Source organism: Aureimonas sp. D3 (genome assembly GCF_001463805.1).
GTDB classification, from domain to species: Bacteria; Pseudomonadota; Alphaproteobacteria; order Rhizobiales; family Rhizobiaceae; genus Aureimonas; species Aureimonas ureilytica_A.
In genome coordinates this window covers 1-23,734 of the sequence record NZ_BBWM01000001.1, presented here as the reverse complement: position 1 = coordinate 23,734, position 23,734 = coordinate 1, and the positions used below count along the sequence as shown (strand labels likewise).

Genomic DNA, 23,734 nt, shown 5'->3' with positions numbered 1-23,734 from the left:
CGATCACGACGGGCGGGGCGGGGAGGGTGCGCTCGCCGGAGATGGATTTGGGAGGACCGATGTCGTTGAACCGGTCGGCCCGCTGGCGAACGTGGATTTGCCCGCGTTTCATATCGACGTCAGCCCATCGCAGCCCTCGCAACTCTGAAGCGCGCAGACCACAGAGCACGGCGACCAAGAGGAAGGGCCTCCAGCGGCCCGTAGCCGCCCCGAGGAGCGCCTTGATCTCCCGGGGCAGGGGAATGTCGACCCCGATCCTTAAACGGCCCTTGTGGCGCATTTCGTGCCGTCGCTCACCGCCGCCGCGCTTGGCTCGCATATCCCGAACGACGTTCCGCGCGACGAGGCCACGCTCCTGAGCGTCGGCGAGCAGGGTGCCAGGCGTGACGAGCGTGCGCTTCGTCGTTGCGAGAGACCGGCCGCCAGCACGCAAGTCGTCTTCAAAGGAACGGAGACGCGTCACGGTCAAGGCGGTGAGCCTGAGCGAGCCAATCAACGGATTGATGTGGAGCCGAAGCGTTCGGTTATAATCCGCGATCGATGACTGCTCGAGGCCATTCGCCGTCGTTGCCTTGATCCAGAGCTTCCCGGCTTCCTCGATCGTCGCGCTCGCACTGTCAGCGACGTGCGTGCCCTGGCGAACCTCGACGCTTGCCGTCGCGGCGAACTGATCAGCTTGCTTCTTCAGCTTGAAGGTCTTGAGCCGACGCTTACCCGATCCGTCGACATAATCACAGACCCAGGCGGACTTCTGCTCGCCGGCCGGCGAGGTCCATTCTCGTTTGCGGACGCTCATTCCTCGCTGTCGCCTTCAGCTTCGATGGGCTCAAAATAGAGCTTGGCGACCAAAGCGCCGCGAAGCTCATGCAACTCCCTTTGCTCTTTCGCTGGCGCTTTCTCGATTTCAGCATCGATCACGCGAATGGCTGCTCTCAGCTGCTCCCGATCATCAGGATACCGATCATTTAAAGCCAGAAGGATTTCGGCGTTCATCGAGCGTTTGAATGGTGCCGCGCTCTTCGCGATCCGATCGCGCAGGTCGGCGGGCAAGCGGAGAGTGATTCTGATTTCCTGATCCAACTGTAGCTCCATGCCAAAAACAGGATATGGCACCAAAAACGACACCACGTCTTGACACTGAGGGCAATATCACCAAAAATGGTGTCATAACCTTTAATGTTGGAGGCAATGGCGGTGGCAGACAAAAAAATCGATCTGATCTGGGGAATCGACAACATCGCGGCGGCCACCGGCCGGACGCGAATGCAGGTCTACGCGCTGCTCACGAAGGGTATTCTCCCGGCAAAGAAGCTGAATAAGCGCTGGGTCATTTCCCGTGAGACGCTCGAGAACTTCTTCAAGGACATGGCGGCATGAACTTCGCTCAGGTCGATAGCGAAGCGTCGCGCTTTCTCACCGCTCTCTCGGCGGCCGGCTGGGCATTCCACCGCACCGATCTCGAAGAGGCATTCCGAGCCCTCGTCGGCTGGCCCGGATACGCCGCCATTCCGAACATCAACGTCGAGCAGCGCGAGGATTTGCTGGCCGGCGTCTGCCGCGCTCTGATCGCGCTCAACGACAAATCCGCCATGCCCTCCGACATCTTCCGGATCGTGATGGACGAGTCCGACGGCATGGGCGGCTCGAGCTATGCAGACGGGGCGCTCTCTGTCCTGAACTGCCCGCGCATCTTCGCCAATCTCAAGCAGGAGGGCCGGTGATGTTGCGCTTATTCGAGCCCGCCAAGGCTTTTCGCAACTGGGACGCTGCGCTCTTTGCCGGCATCCTGGAAACCGAGCAGTGCCGGGAACAAGCTTTGCGGCTGTTCAATCGAGCCTGCCGGAACATGGCGTTTCAGCTGGGGCCGGATCTCGACGAGACCGCGCGCCGAGCCGTCGAACACGACAGGGGAATCTGATGACCAAGGTGAGAGACTTCGCCTCTGAGCGTCGCTTCCTGGATCGCGTAGCGTCAGAGCTTCACAACTCTCGTATCGCTCATGACTACGACGGCATCACAGAAGCCGTCGATGACTTAGAAGTCATTCAGATGCACACGGATTTTCCGGTCATCCGGTCCCGAGCGACCAAGCTTATCAGTCAAGCCTACGACCCGCTGCCTAAGCGTTACCATCCGAATGCTTGAGAGCCGTCAGCAGAAGGGCGGCTACCACCCCGGCCTTCTGCCTCCAACCCTTCAATGAGACGCCCTCGGATCGCAACCGATGGCGTGGAGTATCGACTTTGCTGACGCAGAATGTAGCGCCTTCGCGCATCGCAGCCAAGCCCCAAGGCAAGGAATGGCATGAACGTGTTCTAACCGCTGCGTTGGCCTACGCAGCGGCCGGCGTGCCAGTGTTCCCTATCAAGCCATGGAACAAGCGACCGCTCGTGTCGTGGGGTTCCGAGTCGACGACCGACTCAAAGCAGGTTCTCGAATACTGGAGTGATTTCCCGGGCGCCATGATCGGAACGCCGACCGGTTCTCGCTCCGGCCTCTACGTAATCGACATCGACGAGAAGAACGGCAAGAGCGGCTCTGCCTCGTTGGCAAAGTTGGGCTGGACCGTCCCTGAAGGAATGCCAACCGTTCGGACTGCGACAGGTGGGCGGCACGTATTCTGCGCGTGGTCCGATGAGTTCCGGAACACGGAAGGCGCACTTGGGGTCGGCGTCGATACGCGCGGCGAAGGTGGGCTCGTGATCCTCGCCCCTTCCATCAGGTTCGAGGACGGAACAGGCTACACGTTCGAGAACCAGACAACGATCGCCGATTTCGTTGCTCTTGCACGCCAAACTCCCATTCCCGAAGCGCTTCTTCCTGCACTTCGTGCCGCGAAGAAGGAAATGAGGGAGGAAGCGCCTCGACCCGCGATCTACACCGAGGTGACAACGCCATTCGGGGAGAGAATGCTGAAGAAGCACGCTGTCGTCGATCCCAACATGCGCGAGGTCTCGCTGCGCAAAGCGGCCATGACAATCGCAGGATACGTTGGTGCAGCGCAGATTTCAGAGGAGGACGCACGTCGCGCCTTGGACGAGATCGAGACTTATCTGTTGCCCGAAGCTGAGGTCGAACGCGCGATCGATCGCGGTTGGAGGTACGGCATTGAGCATCCGTTCGACCCTCCGCCTCCTGCCCCAGATGCGCAAAAGGTCGTGCACACCTGGTGTGAGCCGCTGACTGACGATCCGACCGCAGACCCTAAAGACCGAAAGATCGAAGTGCTGCCGAATTTTGGAAGCGTGCTGACGGAGAATGTGGCCGCCCAGCTCTTTGCGGATCGCTTTGAGGGAAAGCTGCGGTTCGATCACGACCGCGGGGCTTGGTACGCTTTCGACGGCGCGCGCTGGCGCCATGCTCGTGATGGCCGGGCTTACCAATGGATACGAGAACTCGTCAGTGCCCTTGTGAAGGACCAGAAAGAGAAGGTTAGGTTCGTCGCAGAGAAGGCCAGCTTTGCTGGTTACGCCGAGAAGTTTGCTAGGGTCGATCCTCGCATCCGATGCACGTCTGACATTTGGGATCAGGATCACTGGTCGCTCGGCACGCCCGGCGGGACCGTTGATCTACGGACTGGTGAGTTGCGGCCCGCAGATCCAGCGGACGCCATCACGAAGATCACCAGCGTCGCGCCAACGTCGATAGCGGACTGCCCGCGGTGGCTCGCCTTCCTGGACGAGGCGACGCGCGGCGACGCCGACCTTATCTCCTATCTCCGAGTGTGGGCAGGCTACAGCCTGACCGGCAGCACACGGGAGCAGAAGCTGACGTTCCTTCATGGACCAGGCGGCAACGGCAAGTCCCTGTTCTATGCAGCGTTGCTTCATGTGTTCGGTGAGTATGGGAAGATCGCACCCTTCTCCACGTTCGTCGCAAGCCGCAACGAGCAGCACCCTACAGCTCTGGCTTCGCTTCGTGGGGCCCGCCTTGTCGTCGCCAGCGAGGTCGACAGCAAGCAGGCGTTCGCCGAAGGGCGGATCAAGAGCCTAACCGGGGGTGACGTGATCGCCGCTAGGTTCATGGGCAAAGACTTCTTCGAGTTCGAGCCGACGGCAAAGATCATGCTCGTCGGCAACAGCTTGCCGCGACTCACTACCGTTGATGATGCAGCAAGGCGCCGCTTTCGTATCGTGCCGTTCGTGAACAAGCCGCGTGTCGTCGACATGCAGCTCGCCGACACGTTCAAGGCTGAGGCATCCGGCATTCTCGCATGGGCGATCGCTGGCTGCCTCGAGTGGCAAACCTCCGGTCTTCCATATCCGGCCGCCGTGCGAGAGGCGACTGAAGGGTTCTTCTCTGAGCAGGATGTCTTTGGCGAATGGTTCGGCGCCTGCTGCGTTCTCACCGGGCGCAGCGAGGTGACGGCGACGGGCGAGTTGTTCGAAAGCTGGCGCTCTTACGCCAAGCATATCGGCGAAGATCCCGGAAACCAGAACCAGTTCGTTGCGACGCTTGAACAGCGTGGGATCGAGCGATTTCGCTCCAGCAAGATGCGAGGCTTGCGTGGCATTCGCCTACGAATTGCCGAGGACGTTCGGGAGTGACGCCCGGTGACGGGCCTTCTGGTTCCTTCGTATGCGCGCGCACGAGTGAATTGGAGCCGGAACCCCCGTCACCGGGCGTCACTCGCTGCATGGCTCCGTCTCGCGCTCCATGTCGATGCCCCGGCAATCCTCCCGACGGGAGGGCGGGTCCGAAGTCGGCGCGGTCGTGGGGGTGTCTACCGGCAGGGGCCTCATTCGCAGATTTAATTCACGCCCGAAAAATCCAGCCGCAACACGAGAATTGGAGTGAGCCATGAGCTCTGACCATCCGAAGAATCCGACCGACCGGGCCGCTGAGATCCTCGTCGCAGCCGCACCCGACGACATAACCACCGCGCTTCGCACGATCTGGCGTGACCAGGTACTCGCCTTCACCGCGCGGGGCGTGTCGGCTGACGCCTTGGCCAAGTCGCTGCTCGATATGGGTGCGCGCGTTGGCATGGATGTCTGGGGGCCCGCTGCAACGGCGGCAGCGCTCAACGAGACGGCCGATAACATCAAGGACTTCCCGGATCTCAACAGTCCGGCCGGCCGCCACTAGGCATCTCCGGCTTCAGGTGGAACGACGCGATGTTCCATCCTCACTTTTCTCTTCGCTTCGCATTGCGGGCGCTCTGAGCAGCACCCATATGGATGCAAGGTTGATCGGAAACGTCACCGGCTAAGCTGGGGCGTCCAAGACAACCACCTTCAACGACACCGGACCACCGAGCCGGGTTGCGAAGCGAAGACAGGAGCCAAGCGCTCCGTTTTTACGGCGTTTTCACGCCAAGCTTTGTCACGTCGATAGGTGGCCGATGAACCGAACCCTTCACCTCAGATCCGAGCATGTCATTCGCATTGCGCCAGGCCACAGCGTCAAGCTCGCTGATGGGCCGAAAGGCGTGATCAAAGGCTATGGCTCGACGTTCAATGACGTTCCAGACGCCTACGGCGACGTCATCGCGCCTGGCGCATTCGCTCGTTCGCTCGCTGAACACCGCGCAGCCGGCACCATGCCGGTCATGTTGTGGCAGCACCGTTCTGACGAGCCGATCGGTCGTTGGACGGACATTCACGAAGACGACAAGGGGCTGTCGCTGACGGGGCAGCTCAATCTCGGCACGACACGCGGCAAGGATGCTCACGCGCACCTCGTCGCTGGCGACGTGTCGGGGCTCTCGATTGGCTTCTTCATCAACGAAGGGGGCCAAGAAAGTCGGGCCGATGGCACCTCCCTCCTAACCGACCTCGACCTGGCCGAGGTGTCGATCGTCACCTTCCCGGCGAACCGCAGCGCGCGGATCGGCCATGCGAAGACCCTCAAATCGAAAAGCGAACTCGTCGCGCTTCTTCGCGAAGGAGGCCTGTCGATCATGGCCGCTCAGCGGGTGGCGGCAGGAGGCTGGGCGGCGCTCAGCAGCAAGGACGATCGCGCCATCACACAACTCGCCGAGCGTATCGCTCAGGCCACCGTCAATCTTTGGAGCATCTAATGAACACTGACCTTTTGGGCCAAACCCCTTCCCTTGCCGCTCATGCGCGCAACGGCTCGCCCTTCCACCGGAAGGATGACCCGAACTCGCTATCTCGACTGGCCAAGTCCTTCGAGGATCATTCCGCCGCGCTCGGGGAGCGCTTCACCAAGTCGGAAAGCACCATTTCCGCGCTCGGGGAACGTCTCCTCGATCTGGAACGTAAGGATGCCCGCCGTCGATCGGATGATGGCGAGCCGGAAGTCACTGAATCCCTTGGTACGCAGATTGCGAACGCCGAGGGCGTGAAGGCGATGGATTCGCACTTCCGCGGCAAGGCGACGGTTAAGCTCTCGCGCAAGGCGATCACCAGCGCGACCAGCACTGTCGGCAGTGGTCGCAGTCCTGCCACCTCTCTTGCGCCGTCGGAGCGTGTTCCGGGCATCATCACGCCGCCAGAGAAGCGCTTCCTCATTCGCGACCTCATTGCGTCGAGCGAGACGGAAGCGTCGGCCATCGAGTTCGTCCAAGAAACCGGCTTCACGAACAATGCGGCGATGGTCGTCGAAGGGACGCAGAAGCCCTATTCCGACCTGACCTTCGATTTGAAGTCGGTGAACGTCCGCACGATCGCGCACTTGTTCAAGGCATCGCGTCAGATTCTGGACGATACCCCGGGGCTGGTTGGCTATATCGACAATCGCGGAACTTACGGGCTGAAGCTGAAGGAGGAGCAGCAGTTCTTCTTCGGTGATGGTTCCGGCCAGAACATTCTGGGCCTTGTCCCTCAGGCGGCGGCGTATGACACGACCCGCACGAAGACGGGTCAGCAGGATCTCGACGTCCTTCTGAACGCGATCAGCCAATCCGAGGAAGCCGACCTGCCGGCGTCTGGCATTGTGCTCAGCGTGCGCGACTGGCGCCGGCTGCTTGGGATCAAGGATCTCGGCGGCAACTATCTCAGTGACGGGCCATTCGGAGCCACGGCGCCGCGCATCTGGGATCTTCCCGTCTATCCGACGAACGCTTTCTCCCCCGGCCGTTTCCTGGTCGGCGCGTTCAATACGGGCGGTGCTCAGATTTTCGACCGCATGGACGTCGAGGTTCTCGTTTCCACGGAGAACCAAGACGATTTCGAGCGGAACATGGTGACGATCCGCATCGAAGAGCGCGTGGCCTTTGCTGTCTACCGTCCTGGCGCCTTCGTCGGCGGAATGCTCCCCGGCGCGGCATGATGAATATGGGCGCTGCATCGGGCCCGACACCGCCGCAGCGTCCATCCCATGAGATCGGCGGTTCCTCTTCCGCTTCGTTCTTCAAGGCACAATCGAGAACCGTCTGATGGCCGCTCGCGAAATCACCCGCAAACTAACCGTCAAAGCCGACACGTCCGGGCTAAAGCAGGCGAGCGCCGAGCTCGTCAGCTTCGACGCGAAGGGCCGCACCGTCGTCGATATGCTCAGGAACGCGAAGCAGTCGATGAGTGCGGTCGATTACCGTGCCTTCGCCAAGAACATGCAATTCGCCGTGCAGGCCGAGCGCGAAATGGCGCAGATGGCCAAGGTTGTTGCCGCGGAACTGAAGCCCTTCGCCGCCGAGATGCGGAGGGTTCAGACAGAAGCCTTGAAGCAGGCCGAAGCCATCAACAAGCGATCGCTCTCGGAGATGAGGGCCGCCGAGAACCTGCGTAAGGCGTTCGACACGCAATATGCCAGCTCTCAGAAATACCTGGGTGTCGAAGCGCAGGTCAAAAGGCAGATCGAACTGCGAAACCTTACCGTCGAGCAGGGCAACACGATTCTCGCAAATGCGGCTAAGCGATACGGACAAGCCGCGAACGATTTGGGCGCTATGGGACAGCGAGCCCGCCTTACATCGGGCCAGGTGCAGGGTCTCGGCTATCAGCTGAACGACGTCGGCACGATGTTGGCGATGGGAGCAAGTCCGTTCCAGATCATGGCCTCGCAGGCAGGGCAAGTCCTTCAAGTTCTGCAAGAAGGCGGCGGCATCAAAGCCAGCCTTGCCGCGATCGGTTCGAACATCCTCAGCTTCGCCAAGTCCATTCCAGGCACTGCCTACGCCGTCGCCGGGCTAACGGCGGCTGTCGGTGCGCTTTGGTACATGACCAAGGGCCCGGAAGCCCGCGAGGCGGAAGAGCGCCTGAAGGACTTCGAAGGCGCGATCAAGCGGCTCGAAACTGGCTGGAAGTCGGCGGCCGATGCGGCGCGCGACTATGCCAACGCGCCGACCCGTCAGGCGACCGATCCGAACGCCACGTTCCTCGACGTTCGGGGCAGCGCCAAACGCCTTCATACCGACCTGAAAGCGGCGATCAACGACCTGAACACGTCCGACCTTCTGTCGGGCCGCATCCTGCGTCCGTTCTCAGGGCATGTGTCGGACGCGCGCCGCCAGATCATGTCGCTCTACACGGAACTGCGCACCGGAGGGATCAGCGCTCAGCAGTTCGCCGACGAGATGCTGCGTATTCGTCTTGACCCGAACGCCGAGGTCCATGCGCGCAATCTGGCCGAAGAGATCCGGCTGGCGTTGCCTGACGTCGTGGCGCTTGAGCGGCAAGTGCAAGCCCTTAACCAGGCGACGGCGAAGATGGCCGCGCCGAAGGGAACGATGGGCCGGCACGACCTGCCGGAAGGCGTGTTCAAGGATCGCTTCGGCCCGATAATCGGCGGCGACAATCGCTTCGGCTCGACAGAGGCTATGGACGGCATCCGCGAGGGCTTGAAGGGTCAGCGCGAAGAGCTCGAGAAAACCGACAAGGCTGTCCGCACCTATAGCGATGCGGTGAACGAGCAGAAGGCCGCGCTCGCCGGCTCGCTGGCGGAACTGCAGCTGCAGATCGACATGTTCGGACAGAGCGAGGGCGCGATCGCCTCCGCGAAGTTCAAGATGGATGCCATGGCCGATGCGCAGCGCGCGGCCACGGAAGCCAAGCAGAGCGCAATCGATCCTTCCCTGGTTGAGCAGATCAATCGGGAAGCGGCCGAATATGGACGCCTGACCGATCAGCTGAACGCGGCGACAAAGGCCCAGCAAGACCGCCTTCGCGTCGAGCAGGAAGCTGAGGCGCAGCGCAAGCGTGTGTCGGACTTCGAAGCCGACCTCGCCTTTGATCGCTCCATCCTCACGCTGCCGCAGGCCGAGCAGCAGGTCCGCTCGACGTTGCGGGGCCTCGGCGTCGACTTCAACTCGTTCGAAGGCCAGCGCATCGCCCAAGCTATGCGCTACAACGAGGCGATCCGGGCGCAGCAGGAAGAGCTCTCGAAGACCGGCAACATCGTCGACAAGCTCGGCGACATCTTCTCGGACGTCTTCTCGTCTGCGACCCGTGACGGCGAGAACTTCTTCTCGTCGGTCATGCGCGGGCTCGCGGGGCTTGGCAATCAGCTGGCCGCCTCCGGTGCCAAGAGCATCTTCGGCAAGCTGTTCGGCACTGGCCAAGCAGAAGCGCCGGCAACCGGTATGCGGATCGCTGCCAATGCGCCGGCCATGTCCTACACCCCGTCTGCGAGCCCGAAGGATTTCGGGGAAGCGGCGGCTGCCGTCAGTGGTCAGGTTCTCAGCTATGCCGGCCGCTTCAATAAGGCGGTCGACGGCCGTCTGATGACGGTGATCCAGACGGCGGCGCAGAACTTCCCGTACCGCGTCGAGGCTGTCTCCGGTCTTCGCCCAGGCGATAGCCGGTATCACGGCAAGGGTTTGGCGGCCGACGTCCAAATCTACGACGCCAAGGGCAAGGCGCTCAGCAACTATCAGGACGCCTCGACCTTCCGCGTCTACGAGCAGTTCGCCCAGCAGGCCAAGGTCGCGCAGGAGAAGCTATTCCCCGAGTTGGGCAAGCTCTTCCGCTGGGGCGGCTACTTCAGCGGCGGCAAGGGCAAGTACGGCGCGCTGGACTCGATGCACTTCGACATCGGCGGCGCCGGGATGGCCGGCGGCTCGTGGGAGAACGGCCTCACGCCAGCTCAGCGCAGCCTCTGGAAGGGCATACAGTCGATCGGAATGGGCTCGTCCTCCGCAGACACCCGGCTCGTCGCACGCGGCGTCACGCAGGGTATGCATGACTTCGCCCGCAGCGGGTCCGTGGAAGGCTACGACCGCGGCCAGTTCGACGCCGGCACACCCTCGAACCCAGCCGGCGGCATGTCGCGAGGCCAGGCCGTCATGGGTGGGCTCTTCGGCCTCGCTGGCATCGCGGCCAACGGCTACCAGTCGGGCAGTCCGATCATGGGCGGCGTTTCGGGCGCTATGGGCGGCTTCGAACTCGGAAGCTCTCTTGGAACAGCCTTCCCGTCGATCGCCGGTGTGGCTGGTCCGGCCGGTATGGCTGTTGGCGCCCTCGCCGGGTGCGTGGGCGGCAAGATGGAAACAAAAGCACAGCGTGAAGCTAGGAGGGCGGCGTAATGACCGCAGTTAACGTCGTATTCGCGAAAGACCGTGTGTATCTGCTTACGGATGGCGCAGGGTATACGCAGCTTGGTATGCCAATTGGGTTCGTCCAAAAGGCAATTACCGTCCCAAGTCTTCACGCCGTGATTTCGTCACAAGGCCAAGCTGCTGGTATCGGTCTGGCAGCGCAAATACTTTCGACGAATTTCAAAGATTTTGATCATCTGACTGATGACATCGAACGCAAACTTTATGCGGAATACCGACTCCACTGCGAACAATTCTCGGGTGTTCCGATAACTCCGTTTCGGCTGCTCATAGCTGGTTGGTCGAAAGCCGATAATTGTCCGAAAGGCTTCGCGTTCGACAGCACGAACGAGACCGGAGAGATGTTCTCGTGGCTCGACAACAACCCGGGAGGTTGGGCGATTATCCCCGCTCTGAGTGACGAGGAAGAGTCAAATCTCGTCGCTCAGAATGTCATGACGCCTGGCGGTGTCGACTTCGTTGGGCGCTTCAATCCTATTCGGCATGGCATCCCGTTGATGGAAGCCCAAAGGCGAATGCCAATGGCTCCGTTGACTAGTGAGACTGGCGAAGGCGTTTCGATCATCGGCGGCTATATCCTTTGTTCCGAGATCAACGCCGAAGGGATCACACAGAAGATCATTCACAGGTGGAAGGACGACGTCGGCCGGATGATCGAGCCCGATGCCTTCCAGGCACCGACAGGGGCAACGAAGATTGTCCCACCGCGGCATCTGAATCGTGAGCAGCGTCGCGCGTGGGAGCGCCAGCACGGAAAGATCGTAGCATGAACAAGCATCTGAATCTCCCCGTGGTCGGGGCTGGAACGATCGCGCCGCTCAATATCGTGGCCTTCCCGGGTTGGGGCGTTCCGGTCATGAAAGCTCTCACGGATTCGGTGAAGCGCGGGCTACCTCTCGGGACTCTTCGCGACCTGGACGAAGAGGACATTAAGCGCGGCAACGCCGTCTTCAGGGCGACCAACGCTGCCCGTGAAGCCATTGACCAAGAGGCCCTTCTCGTTGAGAGCCGTGCTTTGGGTAAGCGTTTCGCGGCCGATCTCTTCGAGCTAACGGCCGCGAAGATCGCAGAGGATTTGAACGCCAGGCGCACGGACAGCGCCGAGCCGGACCTCGCTATGAACGTGCCCGAGATGCTTCGTCGTTTCCACGTCGCGTCCGCATTAATTTCGGCGGTGCCGGCTCTTGTACCAGGAGAGTTGACCCATATCAGCTTCGCATACTGGTGCGCCGCCCGTGCGGAATTCGGCGGCGAGATCGTCAAGCTCATCGGCGGGATGCTAACGGACGCAGCCGAAACGCTCGGCCGAACCGGTGAGGTGGAGGATTGGCTCGACGGCATTGGCGACGTCGTGATGGCCAAGGTCTTCCCGAACTTCTCCGACGAACAGAAGAGCGAAGCCTGGGTGCAGGAGCGCTTAGACCGCTATGAGATGGTGCGCAGGGCCCTCCTCAAGCATCACGGTTGGGACGCCCTCGATGGATGACGAGTTCTCGCGCGAAGTCGCGCTGATGGTCGACGAGATGGTCAACCCGAAGAAGCGGGCGGCGATGCTGGCCAGCTTCGCCCGGGAAGAGATCGCGGTCGCCAAGTCACAGAACGAGGCGATCCTGCAGCGGACGATCCGCAAGCCCCGGCTGACGGTGGACGGCCGGCGCGACGCGCCTCTGTCCTCCGTTCAGCCGGACGGGACGATCGTCGCCGAGTTCAACGCCGAAGCGAACGTGATCCGCTGGATCCTGCGGGCGCTCGAGCAAGAGTCGCCGCGGCTGACCGGGGCTTACAAGGAATCGCACACCGTCTTTGCGGATGGTGTCGAAATGGAACTCGGCTCTTCGGACGAGGTGCCCGACGCCACCGAGTTCGTGATCGCCAGCGATCTGCCCTACGCGATCAAGCTCGACCCGAAGGACGGACTGCCCGCGCGCTCGAAGCAGGCGCCCGACGGCGTCTATGAAGGCATTGCAGCTGTGGCCGCGAAGCGGTTCGACGGCGAGGCCAAGGTGTTCTTCACCTTCCGCGATATCCCTATGAAGGGTGGCGGGATGCACCGGAACCCGGCGATCGTCGTAAGGCCAAAGCGTTAAGCCTCAACGAAAGCCTAACCAACGAGTAAGTCGAGGAAAGTTCTATCCCGAAGCGATAGCTCTTCTAAAAGCCTAGCTGCCTCTGAAGCATCGATTTCGCCAGCTGCGTGGCGCTGCAATATTGCCGATGCTGCGTCGCCCAGTTCTTTCATGTTTTTAGGATGGCTGCGTCTTTTTGGCTTAAGGGTAGGTGTAGCCAGCGTGTAAGACATCAGCCGTTCTCCCTAAGCAGATCCCTAATATGGTCGACGATTGGTCGGCACGTAACCATAATCTCACGACTCCGGTTCCCATAGAAGCCATACGGTCGTTGACAATCTATTGAAACGAAGCCTTTCACCCGGTTTTCTCCCTTCGGTCCCGCGACCTCGAGAGGAATGAACATCAGAGATTTATAATTAGCGCCCGATTGTGTTGGGCTGTTGAGCGAGCCAAAGAAACGGGTGTGATGAACCACCCGTGGCAAAGGAACCCCTTGGCACGCATGGTGCCCCAGGAGATCAGTCCCGTCAAACTCTCGACCCACGGCGCGATTATTCCCCGGGTTTCGATGACGGATTGTCATGAGAGAACTGCTCGATCCAACGTATTGCACAAGAGAGACCGCTATCTCCCCTTTGTCAGACTTTGTTATCCGTCTAGTATGAACTTCTAAAATACCCAAGCAAGCTCTGATGGCATCGTCCCGTTTCTGTTTAGCAACGGAGTTGACTTTAAAAGACGTGAGCAGATCCCCAAAGCGGACCAATGCTTCTGGGTCTTCGTAGTTTTTCTTCTCTAAAAAGAGTCCTAGAAAATTTAAGACTATATTTGTAGCGAACAGCGCAGAGGCAGCATAGTAGGCTGTATTCATCCCAATGGAGCCATAATAGAAGGCGATCAGAGGCGCGGAGCTTGCCAGTCCGGTCTTTATCAGCCAATGGGTTACCGGAAGGAGGCTAAACCTTCTTGGCATCCTATTATAAAATATGCCAGATAGACCTCTATGCCACCTTTCCAGCCTTGAGTAGTCATCCGCCAACCATTTAGATACGCGCTTGGCGAACTTACTTTGAACTGCAGTCACTTGCTCGCCGAGAAATATGGAAGAGGGGGAACGCCATTCCCTGCTGCGCGGGGACCTGACGTTTGGGCAAGATACTCGATTATGCCAATTCGCTCGGTTCCACAATCTCCGATAGCCATTCCCCACACAGATGATGGTGTATAGGGTTTTCCCGCTACGCAGATGCCCACCCAGTGAGAAAGTATCGAACCTACTCCCAACCGTAAGACGTCAAGCTTCCTTTCCGGGCCCGAGCAGCCGGCGTTCGGGCGCGCTTATAGAGAACCCAAGATTATACTTTTCAGCTAGAAGCCGATGAACCCCATGCATTGCGCTTTCGGCGTCCTCGAGATAATCCGTTGTAAGCTTGATCAGATCCAGCACTAAGCGTTCAAGAGCGTCCGAATCGAGCTTTAACCTTGGGTCGTCGCTCTTGATAATGGCCGCTCCGTCGGCGGACACCGTGACGTCAGTGAACCTACTCTGCAAATCTTCGCGTTTTTTCTCGTAAACCTTCGCGATGTCGAAGACTGAGTTCCGGCAGACGTCCAAGCTCAAAACGAGGTTCGTGATCTTGTCGTCAGACAGGGGCAACAGGAGAGTTAACTCCTCTGGCTGTATGTACACAGGCGGTGTCGGGTTTGCGATCGGCTCGAAAACACCTGCGATACGGACGCCTTTCACCTCGGCTTTGATCGTAGCTTTGCACAGATTGTCGTGAATGCTTTTCAAGTCCGAATGAATGCGCATCACCTTGATCAGTAGGCTACGGGCTAGAAGTGTTTCCGCTTGCTTCCGCCGATCCGCTTCCGCTCTGTTCGCTTCTTTCGTTGCGCCTCTCTGAAGTAGGAACGAGGCAAAGCCTGAGCCTAATGCACCAAAAACCGCACCAACGATCGCAGACACAAACTCAGTGCTGCTCAGAAGCTCAGTAAGGGCCATGATTCACCCGTTTATCCAAGCCGACGCAGAATCCGTCTGACGCATTACAAAGCGCTCATCGGGTCTCAAGCTGCCCCCAATTCCCGCACTGCCATACCTTTGATTGTAAGTCGAAAACGCATTCCGCCAGTTGGCCCCTCGAACTCTTCGACCAACCCTGCTTCGATGAGTCCAACCATACCGAGAACGGTGCGTGGGGCGAGGCGGTAAGCCTGGCAGCCGACGTCAAAGATACCGCCGCCCAAATGTTCGATCTTGATCAGCGCGCGGATTTGATTGGGGGTGAGCTCGGACAGGGTCGTCAACGACTGGCTTCTTCGGCTCTGATACGTCGGATCATATCCTCGGGAAACTCGGCACCGTTGAAAAGCCAATCGTGCTCGGCCCAGCGGACGCATGAGGTGCATCCCGGTTCGAACTCGCTGCATCGGCCGCCCCATAGCCGATGTAGGTAGACCCACGACAACAACTGGTCGCTCAATCTTCTCAGGCGTTTCCGCAAGCGGTCGATTCCCTTCTTGTCGAGCGGCCGGCGATCCGATCAATGGGATCGTATATCGCACTTGCGCTACCGGCGAGGCCAAGGTGATGGTTCGGGCTGATACGGGGGCATTCTTATGGCTAGACAACCGCTGCCTTGGCCAAACAATCTACCAGCGAATGAGCGGCTTTCTACAGCCAGCGCGAAGGCCAATCACCTGATTGATCTGGTGATCGCACTTGATCAGGTCCACCAGACGAATCAGCTCGTTCTCTACACCAACGTTTTGTCTGACCAGATACCACGATCCCACGCCGGGCACGCCTTCCGGCAATTCCAATATAGCTTTTATCAGTTTGAGCTGATCCGCTTAGCTTCGCTGTGGGATGCGGCTGGGCGTGATCGATTCAGTCTGCCAACAGTATCGGTTCTGATCGACGGTGACGCTGTTATAGCAGCTGCGTCCGACGCGGCACGTGCCCGCTACGCCTTCCCTTATCCTGTGCATATTGACGCCGGGGGCGCCGGACCCGAAGCCGTGCGTGACATCGAACGCATGCTACGTCAGGAGCGCCTACAGATTGCGGAGGACCGAGCGGACGCCTGCTCGGTCAATCTACGTCGAGCGGTCGAACTATGTCATCAAGTCATGGTATCAGCGGAGCTCATCGCGCTGCGCGAACTGCGAAATAATGCGATAGCACACAACCTGCATCTGCCGCCGCCGAACGATCTGACTTCGCCAGAGGTCTGGTATTATGGAGGCGAAGCGGACCTGCTTCACAATACGATAACGATCATTGATCTTATGCATGGCGCCCTGAACGGGAGCTCGTTCGATTGGGACGACATGCAGACGCAGCACAAACGAAATGCGCAGGACCTCTGGCTCAACTGCGCCTTCGACATCCCGGGGCGATGACCTTCCTCTGTGTCTGCTCAAAACTGAGCAGACCCGTCTAGGTGTCCCCAAATTTGGGGAGACCCCTCCGCCGAGGTGGTGAATCGCCACACCATCCGCAAAGGGGGTCGTGAATCGTTATACCCCCGACAAGGGAATAACTTTTCGTTAGGCCCCTTGGGTGTCCCCAAAACAGTTAGGCCCCTTGGGTGTCCCCAAAACAAAGGAGACCCCGCGACATGTCGCGTTTCATGTTGCAGAGATTCGCCGTTACCCAGCGAAAAACGCCACAACACAACGAAACCAGACATGCGCAGACGCAACACACTGCGACATGAGAATCGCTAACCCCGAGCGGGGAAAGTGCTTGTTAATCAGGGGGTTAGTATGGTGCCGGCTGCAGGGCTCGAACCCGCGACCCCCTGATTACAAATCAGGTGCTCTACCAGCTGAGCTAAGCCGGCCACGACGCGTCCATATCACGATGTCCGGCGGATGACACCTCTAATTTTCGATCGCGCAAGTTTCGTGTAGGGAAAGAGCGACGCGGCCACTCTCATCGGCCGCGCGAGGTTGGCAGAGATTGCACCGGCCTGGGCTTTCCATCACGAGCCGGGCCGCTGGGGGGGAATTCCATGGATCGTCGTACATTCATTCGGTCGGCCGGGCTGACGGCCGGCGCCAGCTTGACGCTGGCCGCGCCCGCCTTGGCGCAAGGCACACCGGACCTGCGCTGGCGCATGACGTCGAGCTTTCCGAACACGCTCGACACGCTGTTCGGCTCGTCGCAGCTCTTCGCCAAAACAGTATCGGACCTGACCGACGGCAAGTTCAAGATCGACGTGTTTCCGGCCGGCGAGCTCGTACCCGGCCTTCAGGCGCTCGATGCCGTGCAGGGCGGCACGGTCGAGGCGGCGCATACCGTTCTCTATTACTACGTCGGCAAGGATCCGACCTTTGCCATCGGCTCGGCCATCCCCTTCGGCCTCAACGCCCGCCAGCAGAATGCCTGGCTCTATAATGGCGGGGGCAACGAAGCGGTGAACGCGTTCCTTGCCGATTACGGCGTGGTGGCTCATCCCGGCGGCAACACCGGCACGCAGATGGGCGGCTGGTTCCGTAAGGAAATCAACTCGCTGGCCGATCTTCAGGGTCTGAAGATGCGCATCGCCGGCATCGCGGGCCAAGTGCTCGCCCCGCTCGGCGTCGTCGCGCAGCAGCTGGCCGGCGGCGACGTGTATCCTGCGCTGGAGCGCGGCACGCTGGACGCGACCGAGTTCGTCGGCCCCTATGACGACGAGAAGCTCGGCTTCTATCAGGTTGCCCCTTACTACTATTACCCGGCTTTCTGGGAAGCGGGGCCGACCGTCCACTACATCTTCAACAAGGCCAAGACCGAGGAACTGCCGGCGACCTACCGAGCGGCGCTGGAGGCGGCCTCCACCGTCTGCAACACGCGGATGCTCGCCGATTACGACGTCAAGAACATGCGCGCCATTCGCTCGCTGGTGGGCAAGGGCGTGCAGCTTCGCCCGCTGCCGCGCGACGTGCTCGACGCCGCCTACGGATCGGCCCAGCAGCTCTACGCCAAGCTCGACGCGTCGAACCAGAAGTGGAAGGCGATGTACGATCCGTGGAGCCAGTTCCGCACACAAATCTATGAGTGGTTCCGTGTCGCGGAATACACCAACGACACCTATGTCTATTCCCAGCAGGCCGCCGGGAAATAAGCCGGGCTTCGTGATCTCGTCAGAGGCGGTCCGCCGCCTCTGACACGCTTTCGTGAAGGTGCCGACGCGCCTTGCGTGCGGCGCTCATGTCCTCCCAGAATGCCATGCCCCGCGGAGGGGGTGTTCAGGGAGGACTCGGCGTGGATCGTCGTAAATTCATTTTCAAGGCGGGCTTGGCGGGCGGCGCTTTGGCGACCGGCTCGGCGCTCGCCAAGCCGGCCTTGGCGCAGAGCGCACCGGAGATTCGCTGGCGTCTGACATCGAGCTTTCCCAACACGCTCGATACGATCTTCGGCGGCGCGGAGGTTCTCTCCAAGACCATTTCCGAGATGACGGATGGTCGCTTCAAGATCGACGTGTTTCCGGCCGGCGAACTCGTGCCGGGCCTTCAGGCGCTCGACGCCGTGCAGGACGGGACCGTCGAGGCCGCGCACACGGCCTGCTACTACTATGTCGGCAAGGACCCGACCTTCGCGATCGGCGCGACCATTCCCTTCGGCCTCAATGCGCGCCAGCAGAATGCCTGGCTCTACCATGCCGGCGGCAACGAGCTGTTCGACACGTTCCTGGCCGGCTACGGCGTGAAGGGCCTGCCGGGCGGCAACACCGGCGTCCAGATGGGCGGGTGGTTCCGCAAGGAGATCAACTCGCTGGCCGATCTCAAGGGTCTCAAGATGCGCATCGCGGGCCTTGCCGGTCGGGTGATGGAGCCGCTCGGCGTCGTGCCGCAGCAGCTGGCCGGCGGCGACATCTATCCCGCGCTGGAGCGCGGCACGATCGACGCGACGGAATGGATCGGCCCTTATGACGACGAGAAGCTCGGCTTCTATCAAGTCGCCCCGTATTACTATTACCCGGCCTTCTGGGAGGGCGGGCTGACCGTCCATTTCCTCTTCAACAAGGAGCGCTACGAGACGCTGCCGGCAAGCTACAAGGTGGCGCTGGATACGGCCGCGAAAGCCGCCAATATCAACATGCTGGCGCTCTACGACGTGAAGAACATGCAGGCGATCCGCTCGCTCGTCGGCAAGGGCGTTCAGCTGCGCCCGCTGCCGCGCGACATTCTGGACGGCGCTTACGATTCGGCAATGAAGCTTTACGCTTCGCTGTCGGAGAGCAATCCGAAGTGGAATGCGATCTACGACCCCTGGAAGACATTCCGCTCGCAGAGCTACGAGTGGTTCCGCGTCGCGGAATATTCCTACGACACCTATGTCTATTCGCAGCAGGCGGCCGGGAAATAGGGTCGCGATCCTATTCAACAAAAAAGCCGGCGGGAGACCGCCGGCTTTTTGTCGTCACGGCTGTGTCGCCGGAGCGCCGAAGCTGGGCGCGGGGGCCGGAGCGGGGGAAGCCGGCTGCCCGAAGGACGGTGCGGCCGGTTGACCGAAGCTCGGTGCCGGCGCGGGAGCGCCGAAGCTGGGCGCTGCGGGCTGACCGAAGCTCGGGGCCGCTGGCTGGCCGAAGCTCGGCGCGGCTCCCGGCGCGGGCGCGCCGCCCGGTGCTGGCATTCCGGGCATCGGGACGTTGAGCTGGATCGTGCTCGGGTCCACCACGGCTTCCTTCTTGAGGAAGTAGGTCACCGACTGCGGCCAGAGAATCAGCACCAGCACGAGAATGAGCTGGAGGCCGAGCCAAGGAATGGCCCCAAGATAGATGTCGGAGGTCTTCACGTTGGGCGGAGCGATGCCGCGCAGATAGAACAGTGCAAAGCCGAAGGGCGGGTGCATGAAGGCCGTCTGCATGTTCACGCAGAGCAGCACGCCGAACCAGACGAGATCGATGCCGAGCGAGTCCGCCACCGGCGCCAGAAGCGGGACAATGATGAAGGCGATCTCGAAGAAGTCGAGAAAGAAGGCGATGAAGAAGATGAAGATGTTGACGAAGATCAGGAAGCCCACAACCCCGCCGGGGATGTGAGACAGGAGATATTCGATCCAATGGCCGCCATCCATGCCTTGGAACACAAGGCTGAAGACGGTGGAGCCGATCAGGATGAAGACGACCATGGCGGTGAGGCGCATGGTCATCGCCATGGCCTGACGCGTCAGAGACCAGGACAGGCGGCCGTGCAGGGCGGCGAGAAGAATCGCGCCGACCGAGCCCATTGCGCCCGCTTCCGTGGGCGTTGCGAGGCCCATGAACATCGTTCCGAGCACGAGGAAGATCAGCGCCAACGAGGGCACCATGCCCTTGGCCACCTGCCACAGCAGCTCGCGCCCGCTCTTGGTGCGCGCTTCGGGCGGCAGCGGCGGCATCCGGTGCGGCTGAAGCTTGGAAACGACGAAGATGAAGCCGAGGAACAGAGCGATCTGGAGCAGCGAAGGGCCGATCGCGCCGGCATACATGTCGCCGACCGAGCGGCCGAGCTGGTCGGCCAGAATGATCAATACGAGCGAGGGCGGGATCACCTGCGTGATCGTGCCCGACGCCGCGATGACGCCGGTCGCAAGCCGCATGTCATAGCCATAGCGCATCATGACGGGCAGCGAGACGACGCCCATGGCGATGACGGAGGCCGCGACCGTGCCGGTGATGGCGCCAAGCACCGCGCCGACGATCACCACTGCATAGGCGAGGCCGCCCGGCACCGGACCGAAAAGCTGGCCGGAGCCCTCGAGCAGGTCTTCCGCCAGCCCGCAGCGCTCCAGAATCGCGCCCATGAAGGTGAAGAAGGGGATCGCGAGCAGCAGATCGTTCGAGATCGTGCCGTAGAAGCGCAGGGGCAGCGCGTTCAGAAGCGCCGGGCTGAAATGGTCGAAGACCACGCCGAGCACGCCGAACAACATGCCGACGGCAGCCAACGAGAACGCCACCGGAAAGCCCAGCAGCAGAAAGACGATCATCGCGCCGAACATCATCGGCGGCATCGGACCGTATTCAAACATGAAAATGTCCCCCCGGACGCCGAGTTACTGAAGCGGCTTTTCGTATTTGGTTTCGAGCGTGATCAAGCCGCTCAAGGCGGCGACGCGCTTGATCAGCTCGGAAATGCCCTGAAGAAACAGGAGCCCGAAGCCGAGCGGCAGGGTGAGCTTTGCCGGCCAGAGAATAAGGCCGCCCGCATTCATCGACGCTTCGCCCGTGACGAAGGAGCGCCAGAAGAAGGGGAAGGTCAGCCAGAAGAGATAGCCGATCACAGGCAGGAACAGGACGACGAAGCCGAAAATGTCGATCAGCAGCCGTCCGCGCACCGAAAGCATGGAATAAACAAGATCGACGCGTACATGCTCGTTCATGCGCAGCGTATAGGCCGCGCCTAGGAGAACGATGGCCGCGAACATGTACCACTGGATTTCCAGGAGGCCGTTCGAACTCATGTTCAAAGTGTATCGCAACAGCGCATTGCCGGCGCTGATCAGAACCGCGATCAGGACCAGATAGTCCGCGATCACGGCGAAGCCGGCCGACAGCCGGTCTATGCACTGGCTGACGAAGAGAAGTGCTTTCATCCGTTCCCCCCAAGGACTCCCCGCGCGAGTCCACACGCGGAAGGTGACGAGCCTGTCATCCCTCGCATGGTTTATGAAGTCTGGCCTATGCCACAAGCCCCGGATAATGCCAGCCTTTTCACCGTAAGCCACGGGCGCTAAAAGGCGAGCCGAGGCGGGCGGGCAGCGATCTGACGGGAATGTGACGATGACACTGGAGAAGCGGGTGGAGCGGCAGCGGCATCTGGTGAGCACGCTGGAGCAGCGGCTTCTGTTCGAGCGTCTCGTGTTGCAACGTTTGGAAGGACGCCAGAGCCGGGACGAAGCGCCCGAGCCCGTCGAGACCCTCGCGAGCTTGGGGGACGTGTATCGGGCGGCCTGCCGGCGAGCCGCCCGATAGGGTTGGGTTAGCCGCCCTGCGTGCTGCCCATGAAGCGACGCGCCGCATAGAGCGCGACGGCGGCGGCATTGGAGACGTTCAGCGAGCGAATCGCGCCGGGCATTTCCAGCCGCGTGAGCACCGAGACGGTCTCGCGCGTCTTCTGACGCAGGCCCTTGCCTTCCGAACCGAGCACAAGGGCGATTCGTGTTCCGCTCAATGCGGGTTCAAGTTCGCCTGCGCCTTCCGAATCGAGGCCGATCGTCTGGAAGCCGAGTTCGGCGATCTCGTTCAGCGCGTCGGCGAGATTGGTGATCTGCACATAGGGAATGAATTCGAGCGCGCCGGAAGCCGACTTGGCGAGGACGCCCGATTCCTGCGGCGAGTGGCGGCTGGTGGTCACCACAGCGCCCGCGCCGAAGGCCACGGCCGAGCGCAGCAGCGCGCCGACATTATGCGGGTCCGTCACCTGATCCAGAACCAGAATCAGGTCGCTTGTGCCCAGATCCGACAAGCGCTTGGCGCGAAGCGGATCGGCCTCCAGCATCACGCCCTGGTGTACGGCGTCGCTGCCCAGCTCTGAATCGAGGAAGCGCGGCTCCACGATTTCGAGCGGGCAGGGCGGGTTCGCCTCGTCGATCTCGAGACGGTTGAGGGCGTTGCGCGTCGCATAGAGGCGATGCAGCACGCGCTCGCGATTGCCCAGAGCCGCTTCCACCGTGTGGATGCCATAGAGCCTCACGCGGTCGGCCGGGCCGGGTTTGCCGGGCCGGGGCGCAGGCTTTTTGCGCGAATCGGCGGGAAGGGGGCCTCGGGTGCGCTCGCGATGGGCGCGTCGAAGCTTGGCGTAATGCGCATCCTTGGGGGTGCGCGAGGATGGGGTGTCGTCGCTCATGCCTCTTTCTAGAGCATGGAGGGGCCGTCTGAATAGGCTGTGTGCGCTCGAAAGCCCGGATGCGCGGGCTTTCGGTAGCGTCTGAGCGCCGCTTCGAAACGAGCTTGCGGCTTGTGTGTGAAGACGTGTTGACAGGCGCGGCGCGGCGCTGCATAAGGCCGGCACACGAAGCGACGGCGAGCCGAACGCTTCCTGCTTCTAGACCCTGAAGCAGTATGGAGGGATGCCCGAGTGGTTAAAGGGGACGGACTGTAAATCCGTTGGCTTAGCCTACGTTGGTTCAAATCCAACTCCCTCCACCATATGTTCCAGGGAATTCGGATGCGGGTATAGCTCAGTGGTAGAGCAGCAGCCTTCCAAGCTGAATATGCGGGTTCGATTCCCGCTACCCGCTCCATATCACTGACGCGAAACCGGAAGAGTTTTGATCGGTTCTCAGCAAGACCGAGACGCATTTCTAGTCCATCCCACGTCCGAATCGATCATGCATGACGGCATGACGCAAAGGCTGTTTGGCTGCGCCTGTTGGTCTCCTAACATTGCGCGCCTACCAAAGCCATTCGGAACGGTCGATCCGCTCGCTTCTTCTCCTTGGACTTCCAACAAGGAGAGACCCATGGTCACGACGGTCGGAACCGAATCCACGTTCGACAAGATGGTGCAGAATCTGCTGATCCTCGAACATGACGCCATGTCCGCCTATCAGGCGACGATCGACCGGCTTGAAGACCCTGCCTCGCGCGAAAAGATCGCGGCCTTCAAGCAGGATCACGAATCTCATGCGCAGGAACTGCGACGCATGGCCTCATCGCTCGGGATCGAAGCGCCCACGGAAGGCGACGCCAAGGAACTGCTGACCAAGGGCAAGGTCGTTCTGGCTGGTCTCGTCGGCGATCGGACCATATTGAAAGCCATGGCAACCAACGAGATCGAGACGAAGATGGCCTATGATCAGGCCTCCAGGAACGACGCCGCACCCGCCGAAGCGCGGGCCTATTTCCAGAAGGCCTTCGCGGACGAAGACCGCCACAAGCAATGGATGGACGCAGCCGCCGCCACCTGATCCGACGGGACTGCAAGGAACGATGGAACTGCGGGAATGAAGGGACTTGCCGGGAGGCAGGTCCCTTTTTCGGTTGAGAACACAATTTCAGCGGATGTTTTCACCTTTCGTTAGGGACGGCGATTCGGGCGGTGCTTGTGTTTCACGAGCGCACTCGCTATGTCGCGGCCCTGTTTTCACAGGCTCCGCAAGGTAGACAGAATGGCCAAGAGCAAATTCGAGCGTAACAAGCCGCATGTGAACATCGGCACGATTGGTCACGTTGACCATGGGAAGACGTCGCTGACGGCGGCGATCACGAAGTATTTCGGCGAGTTCCGT

General features: G+C 60.8%; 26 protein-coding genes and 3 tRNA genes. 20 read left to right on the top strand and 9 right to left on the bottom strand.

Annotated elements, in window-relative coordinates:
• Together AUL36_RS00135 and AUL36_RS00130 are read right to left on the bottom strand one after the other, a co-directional pair.
• Positions 1-796: tyrosine-type recombinase/integrase (locus tag AUL36_RS00135; protein ID WP_156418208.1), on the bottom strand; the 796-nt coding region annotated here is incomplete at its 3' end.
• A complete protein-coding gene (locus AUL36_RS00130) occupies positions 793-1,080 on the bottom strand; it encodes an Arc family DNA-binding protein (RefSeq protein WP_156418207.1) in 288 nt (95 codons plus the stop codon). The genes AUL36_RS00130 and AUL36_RS00135, both read right to left, overlap by 4 nt.
• 108 nt (positions 1,081-1,188) lie before the next feature.
• On the opposite strand from AUL36_RS00130, the gene AUL36_RS00125 reads away from it, so the two are divergent.
• The 12 genes from AUL36_RS00125 to AUL36_RS00070 all read left to right on the top strand — a co-directional run bounded on the left by AUL36_RS00125 (position 1,189) and on the right by AUL36_RS00070 (position 12,546).
• A complete protein-coding gene (locus AUL36_RS00125) occupies positions 1,189-1,377 on the top strand; it encodes a helix-turn-helix domain-containing protein (protein ID WP_062216649.1) in 189 nt (62 codons plus the stop codon).
• Entirely contained in the window at positions 1,374-1,721 is a 348-nt protein-coding gene (locus AUL36_RS00120; RefSeq protein WP_062216646.1) for a hypothetical protein, read from the top strand. The genes AUL36_RS00125 and AUL36_RS00120 overlap by 4 nt, the downstream gene beginning before the upstream one ends.
• Positions 1,721-1,918, top strand: coding sequence for a hypothetical protein (locus AUL36_RS00115; protein ID WP_062216643.1), 198 nt, complete (start codon positions 1,721-1,723; stop codon positions 1,916-1,918). Before AUL36_RS00120 ends, AUL36_RS00115 begins: the two co-directional genes overlap by 1 nt.
• On the top strand, positions 1,918-2,145 hold the full coding sequence (locus tag AUL36_RS00110; protein ID WP_062216639.1) for a hypothetical protein: 228 nt from the start codon (positions 1,918-1,920) through the stop codon (positions 2,143-2,145). The genes AUL36_RS00115 and AUL36_RS00110 overlap by 1 nt, the downstream gene beginning before the upstream one ends.
• 98 nt (positions 2,146-2,243) lie before the next feature.
• Positions 2,244-4,547 carry a phage/plasmid primase, P4 family gene (locus AUL36_RS00105; protein WP_192843753.1) on the top strand — a complete coding sequence of 768 codons (2,304 nt, stop codon included), beginning with the start codon at positions 2,244-2,246 and terminating at the stop codon, positions 4,545-4,547.
• Positions 4,548-4,800: 253 nt separating this feature from the next.
• Complete coding sequence (locus AUL36_RS00100; RefSeq protein WP_062216632.1) at positions 4,801-5,088, top strand: hypothetical protein; 288 nt, start codon at positions 4,801-4,803, stop codon at positions 5,086-5,088.
• Positions 5,089-5,344: 256 nt separating this feature from the next.
• A complete protein-coding gene (locus tag AUL36_RS00095; RefSeq protein WP_062216629.1) occupies positions 5,345-6,022 on the top strand; it encodes an HK97 family phage prohead protease in 678 nt (225 codons plus the stop codon).
• 98 nt (positions 6,023-6,120) lie between these two features.
• Positions 6,121-7,236 (top strand): phage major capsid protein, encoded by a 1,116-nt coding sequence (locus AUL36_RS00090; protein WP_062216657.1) that lies wholly within the window; start codon positions 6,121-6,123, stop codon positions 7,234-7,236.
• A gap of 106 nt (positions 7,237-7,342) precedes the next feature.
• Complete coding sequence (locus tag AUL36_RS00085; protein WP_062216626.1) at positions 7,343-10,426, top strand: phage tail length tape measure family protein; 3,084 nt, start codon at positions 7,343-7,345, stop codon at positions 10,424-10,426.
• On the top strand, positions 10,426-11,229 hold the full coding sequence (locus AUL36_RS00080; protein ID WP_062216624.1) for a hypothetical protein: 804 nt from the start codon (positions 10,426-10,428) through the stop codon (positions 11,227-11,229). Before AUL36_RS00085 ends, AUL36_RS00080 begins: the two co-directional genes overlap by 1 nt.
• Positions 11,226-11,945, top strand: a complete 720-nt coding sequence (locus AUL36_RS00075) for a hypothetical protein (protein ID WP_062216621.1) — start codon at positions 11,226-11,228, stop codon at positions 11,943-11,945. The genes AUL36_RS00080 and AUL36_RS00075 overlap by 4 nt, the downstream gene beginning before the upstream one ends.
• Positions 11,938-12,546 (top strand): hypothetical protein, encoded by a 609-nt coding sequence (locus tag AUL36_RS00070; protein WP_062216618.1) that lies wholly within the window; start codon positions 11,938-11,940, stop codon positions 12,544-12,546. Before AUL36_RS00075 ends, AUL36_RS00070 begins: the two co-directional genes overlap by 8 nt.
• 14 nt (positions 12,547-12,560) lie before the next feature.
• Here AUL36_RS00070 and AUL36_RS23590 read toward each other — a convergent pair whose 3' ends face one another.
• The 3 genes from AUL36_RS23590 to AUL36_RS00060 all read right to left on the bottom strand — a co-directional run bounded on the left by AUL36_RS23590 (position 12,561) and on the right by AUL36_RS00060 (position 14,838).
• Positions 12,561-12,758: a hypothetical protein gene (locus tag AUL36_RS23590; protein ID WP_156418206.1), complete on the bottom strand. Its 198-nt coding sequence runs from the start codon at positions 12,756-12,758 to the stop codon at positions 12,561-12,563.
• Positions 12,759-13,822: 1,064 nt separating this feature from the next.
• On the bottom strand, positions 13,823-14,533 hold the full coding sequence (locus tag AUL36_RS00065; protein WP_062216615.1) for a hypothetical protein: 711 nt from the start codon (positions 14,531-14,533) through the stop codon (positions 13,823-13,825).
• Between the two features lie 65 nt (positions 14,534-14,598).
• Positions 14,599-14,838, bottom strand: coding sequence for a hypothetical protein (locus AUL36_RS00060; protein ID WP_062216612.1), 240 nt, complete (start codon positions 14,836-14,838; stop codon positions 14,599-14,601).
• A 312-nt stretch (positions 14,839-15,150) separates the two neighbouring features.
• Here AUL36_RS00060 and AUL36_RS00055 point away from each other — a divergent pair, with 312 nt between their 5' ends.
• Positions 15,151-15,936, top strand: a complete 786-nt coding sequence (locus AUL36_RS00055; protein WP_156418205.1) for an AbiU2 domain-containing protein — start codon at positions 15,151-15,153, stop codon at positions 15,934-15,936.
• A 367-nt stretch (positions 15,937-16,303) separates the two neighbouring features.
• Here AUL36_RS00055 and AUL36_RS00050 read toward each other — a convergent pair.
• Positions 16,304-16,379: transfer RNA gene (locus tag AUL36_RS00050), tRNA-Thr, on the bottom strand.
• A 171-nt stretch (positions 16,380-16,550) separates the two neighbouring features.
• On the opposite strand from AUL36_RS00050, the gene AUL36_RS00045 reads away from it, so the two are divergent.
• Positions 16,551-17,645, top strand: a complete 1,095-nt coding sequence (locus AUL36_RS00045; RefSeq protein WP_062216606.1) for a TRAP transporter substrate-binding protein — start codon at positions 16,551-16,553, stop codon at positions 17,643-17,645.
• A gap of 140 nt (positions 17,646-17,785) precedes the next feature.
• Positions 17,786-18,889 (top strand): TRAP transporter substrate-binding protein, encoded by a 1,104-nt coding sequence (locus tag AUL36_RS00040; protein WP_244496988.1) that lies wholly within the window; start codon positions 17,786-17,788, stop codon positions 18,887-18,889.
• A 54-nt stretch (positions 18,890-18,943) separates the two neighbouring features.
• Here the strand turns inward: AUL36_RS00040 and AUL36_RS00035 are convergent, their stop codons facing one another.
• Together AUL36_RS00035 and AUL36_RS00030 are read right to left on the bottom strand one after the other, a co-directional pair.
• A complete protein-coding gene (locus AUL36_RS00035; RefSeq protein WP_058598938.1) occupies positions 18,944-20,533 on the bottom strand; it encodes a TRAP transporter large permease in 1,590 nt (529 codons plus the stop codon).
• Positions 20,534-20,557: 24 nt separating this feature from the next.
• Positions 20,558-21,097, bottom strand: coding sequence for a TRAP transporter small permease subunit (locus tag AUL36_RS00030; RefSeq protein WP_062216603.1), 540 nt, complete (start codon positions 21,095-21,097; stop codon positions 20,558-20,560).
• A 187-nt stretch (positions 21,098-21,284) separates the two neighbouring features.
• Here AUL36_RS00030 and AUL36_RS00025 point away from each other — a divergent pair, with 187 nt between their 5' ends.
• Positions 21,285-21,476 (top strand): hypothetical protein, encoded by a 192-nt coding sequence (locus AUL36_RS00025; protein WP_062216601.1) that lies wholly within the window; start codon positions 21,285-21,287, stop codon positions 21,474-21,476.
• A gap of 7 nt (positions 21,477-21,483) precedes the next feature.
• Here AUL36_RS00025 and AUL36_RS00020 read toward each other — a convergent pair whose 3' ends face one another.
• Entirely contained in the window at positions 21,484-22,350 is an 867-nt protein-coding gene (locus AUL36_RS00020; RefSeq protein WP_062216599.1) for a TrmH family RNA methyltransferase, read from the bottom strand.
• Between the two features lie 217 nt (positions 22,351-22,567).
• Between AUL36_RS00020 and AUL36_RS00015 the strand changes: the two genes are divergently transcribed.
• From AUL36_RS00015 to AUL36_RS23080, 4 genes are all read left to right on the top strand, one after another.
• Positions 22,568-22,652 (top strand) — tRNA-Tyr (locus AUL36_RS00015).
• Between the two features lie 21 nt (positions 22,653-22,673).
• Positions 22,674-22,747 (top strand) — tRNA-Gly (locus tag AUL36_RS00010).
• A gap of 219 nt (positions 22,748-22,966) precedes the next feature.
• Positions 22,967-23,413, top strand: a complete 447-nt coding sequence (locus tag AUL36_RS00005) for a DUF2383 domain-containing protein (protein WP_062216597.1) — start codon at positions 22,967-22,969, stop codon at positions 23,411-23,413.
• Positions 23,414-23,614: 201 nt separating this feature from the next.
• Positions 23,615-23,734, top strand: a 120-nt coding sequence (locus AUL36_RS23080; protein ID WP_244496989.1) for a GTP-binding protein, incomplete at its 3' end; no start/stop codon positions are given.

Bases quoted from the DNA above. Each gene is read 5' to 3' on its own strand.
- AUL36_RS00125 (WP_062216649.1), top strand. From the start codon at position 1,189: ATGGCGGTGGCAGACAAAAAAATCGATCTGATCTGGGGAATCGACAAC.
- AUL36_RS00120 (WP_062216646.1), top strand. From the start codon at position 1,374: ATGAACTTCGCTCAGGTCGATAGCGAAGCGTCGCGCTTTCTCACCGCT.
- AUL36_RS00115 (WP_062216643.1), top strand. From the start codon at position 1,721: ATGTTGCGCTTATTCGAGCCCGCCAAGGCTTTTCGCAACTGGGACGCT.
- AUL36_RS00110 (WP_062216639.1), top strand. From the start codon at position 1,918: ATGACCAAGGTGAGAGACTTCGCCTCTGAGCGTCGCTTCCTGGATCGC.
- AUL36_RS00100 (WP_062216632.1), top strand. From the start codon at position 4,801: ATGAGCTCTGACCATCCGAAGAATCCGACCGACCGGGCCGCTGAGATC.
- AUL36_RS00095 (WP_062216629.1), top strand. From the start codon at position 5,345: ATGAACCGAACCCTTCACCTCAGATCCGAGCATGTCATTCGCATTGCG.
- AUL36_RS00085 (WP_062216626.1), top strand. From the start codon at position 7,343: ATGGCCGCTCGCGAAATCACCCGCAAACTAACCGTCAAAGCCGACACG.
- AUL36_RS00080 (WP_062216624.1), top strand. From the start codon at position 10,426: ATGACCGCAGTTAACGTCGTATTCGCGAAAGACCGTGTGTATCTGCTT.
- AUL36_RS00075 (WP_062216621.1), top strand. From the start codon at position 11,226: ATGAACAAGCATCTGAATCTCCCCGTGGTCGGGGCTGGAACGATCGCG.
- AUL36_RS00070 (WP_062216618.1), top strand. From the start codon at position 11,938: ATGGATGACGAGTTCTCGCGCGAAGTCGCGCTGATGGTCGACGAGATG.
- AUL36_RS23590 (WP_156418206.1), bottom strand. From the start codon at position 12,758: ATGTCTTACACGCTGGCTACACCTACCCTTAAGCCAAAAAGACGCAGC.
- AUL36_RS00065 (WP_062216615.1), bottom strand. From the start codon at position 14,533: ATGGCCCTTACTGAGCTTCTGAGCAGCACTGAGTTTGTGTCTGCGATC.
- AUL36_RS00055 (WP_156418205.1), top strand. From the start codon at position 15,151: ATGGCTAGACAACCGCTGCCTTGGCCAAACAATCTACCAGCGAATGAG.
- AUL36_RS00045 (WP_062216606.1), top strand. From the start codon at position 16,551: ATGGATCGTCGTACATTCATTCGGTCGGCCGGGCTGACGGCCGGCGCC.
- AUL36_RS00035 (WP_058598938.1), bottom strand. From the start codon at position 20,533: ATGTTTGAATACGGTCCGATGCCGCCGATGATGTTCGGCGCGATGATC.
- AUL36_RS00030 (WP_062216603.1), bottom strand. From the start codon at position 21,097: ATGAAAGCACTTCTCTTCGTCAGCCAGTGCATAGACCGGCTGTCGGCC.
- AUL36_RS00025 (WP_062216601.1), top strand. From the start codon at position 21,285: ATGACACTGGAGAAGCGGGTGGAGCGGCAGCGGCATCTGGTGAGCACG.
- AUL36_RS00020 (WP_062216599.1), bottom strand. From the start codon at position 22,350: ATGAGCGACGACACCCCATCCTCGCGCACCCCCAAGGATGCGCATTAC.
- AUL36_RS00005 (WP_062216597.1), top strand. From the start codon at position 22,967: ATGGTCACGACGGTCGGAACCGAATCCACGTTCGACAAGATGGTGCAG.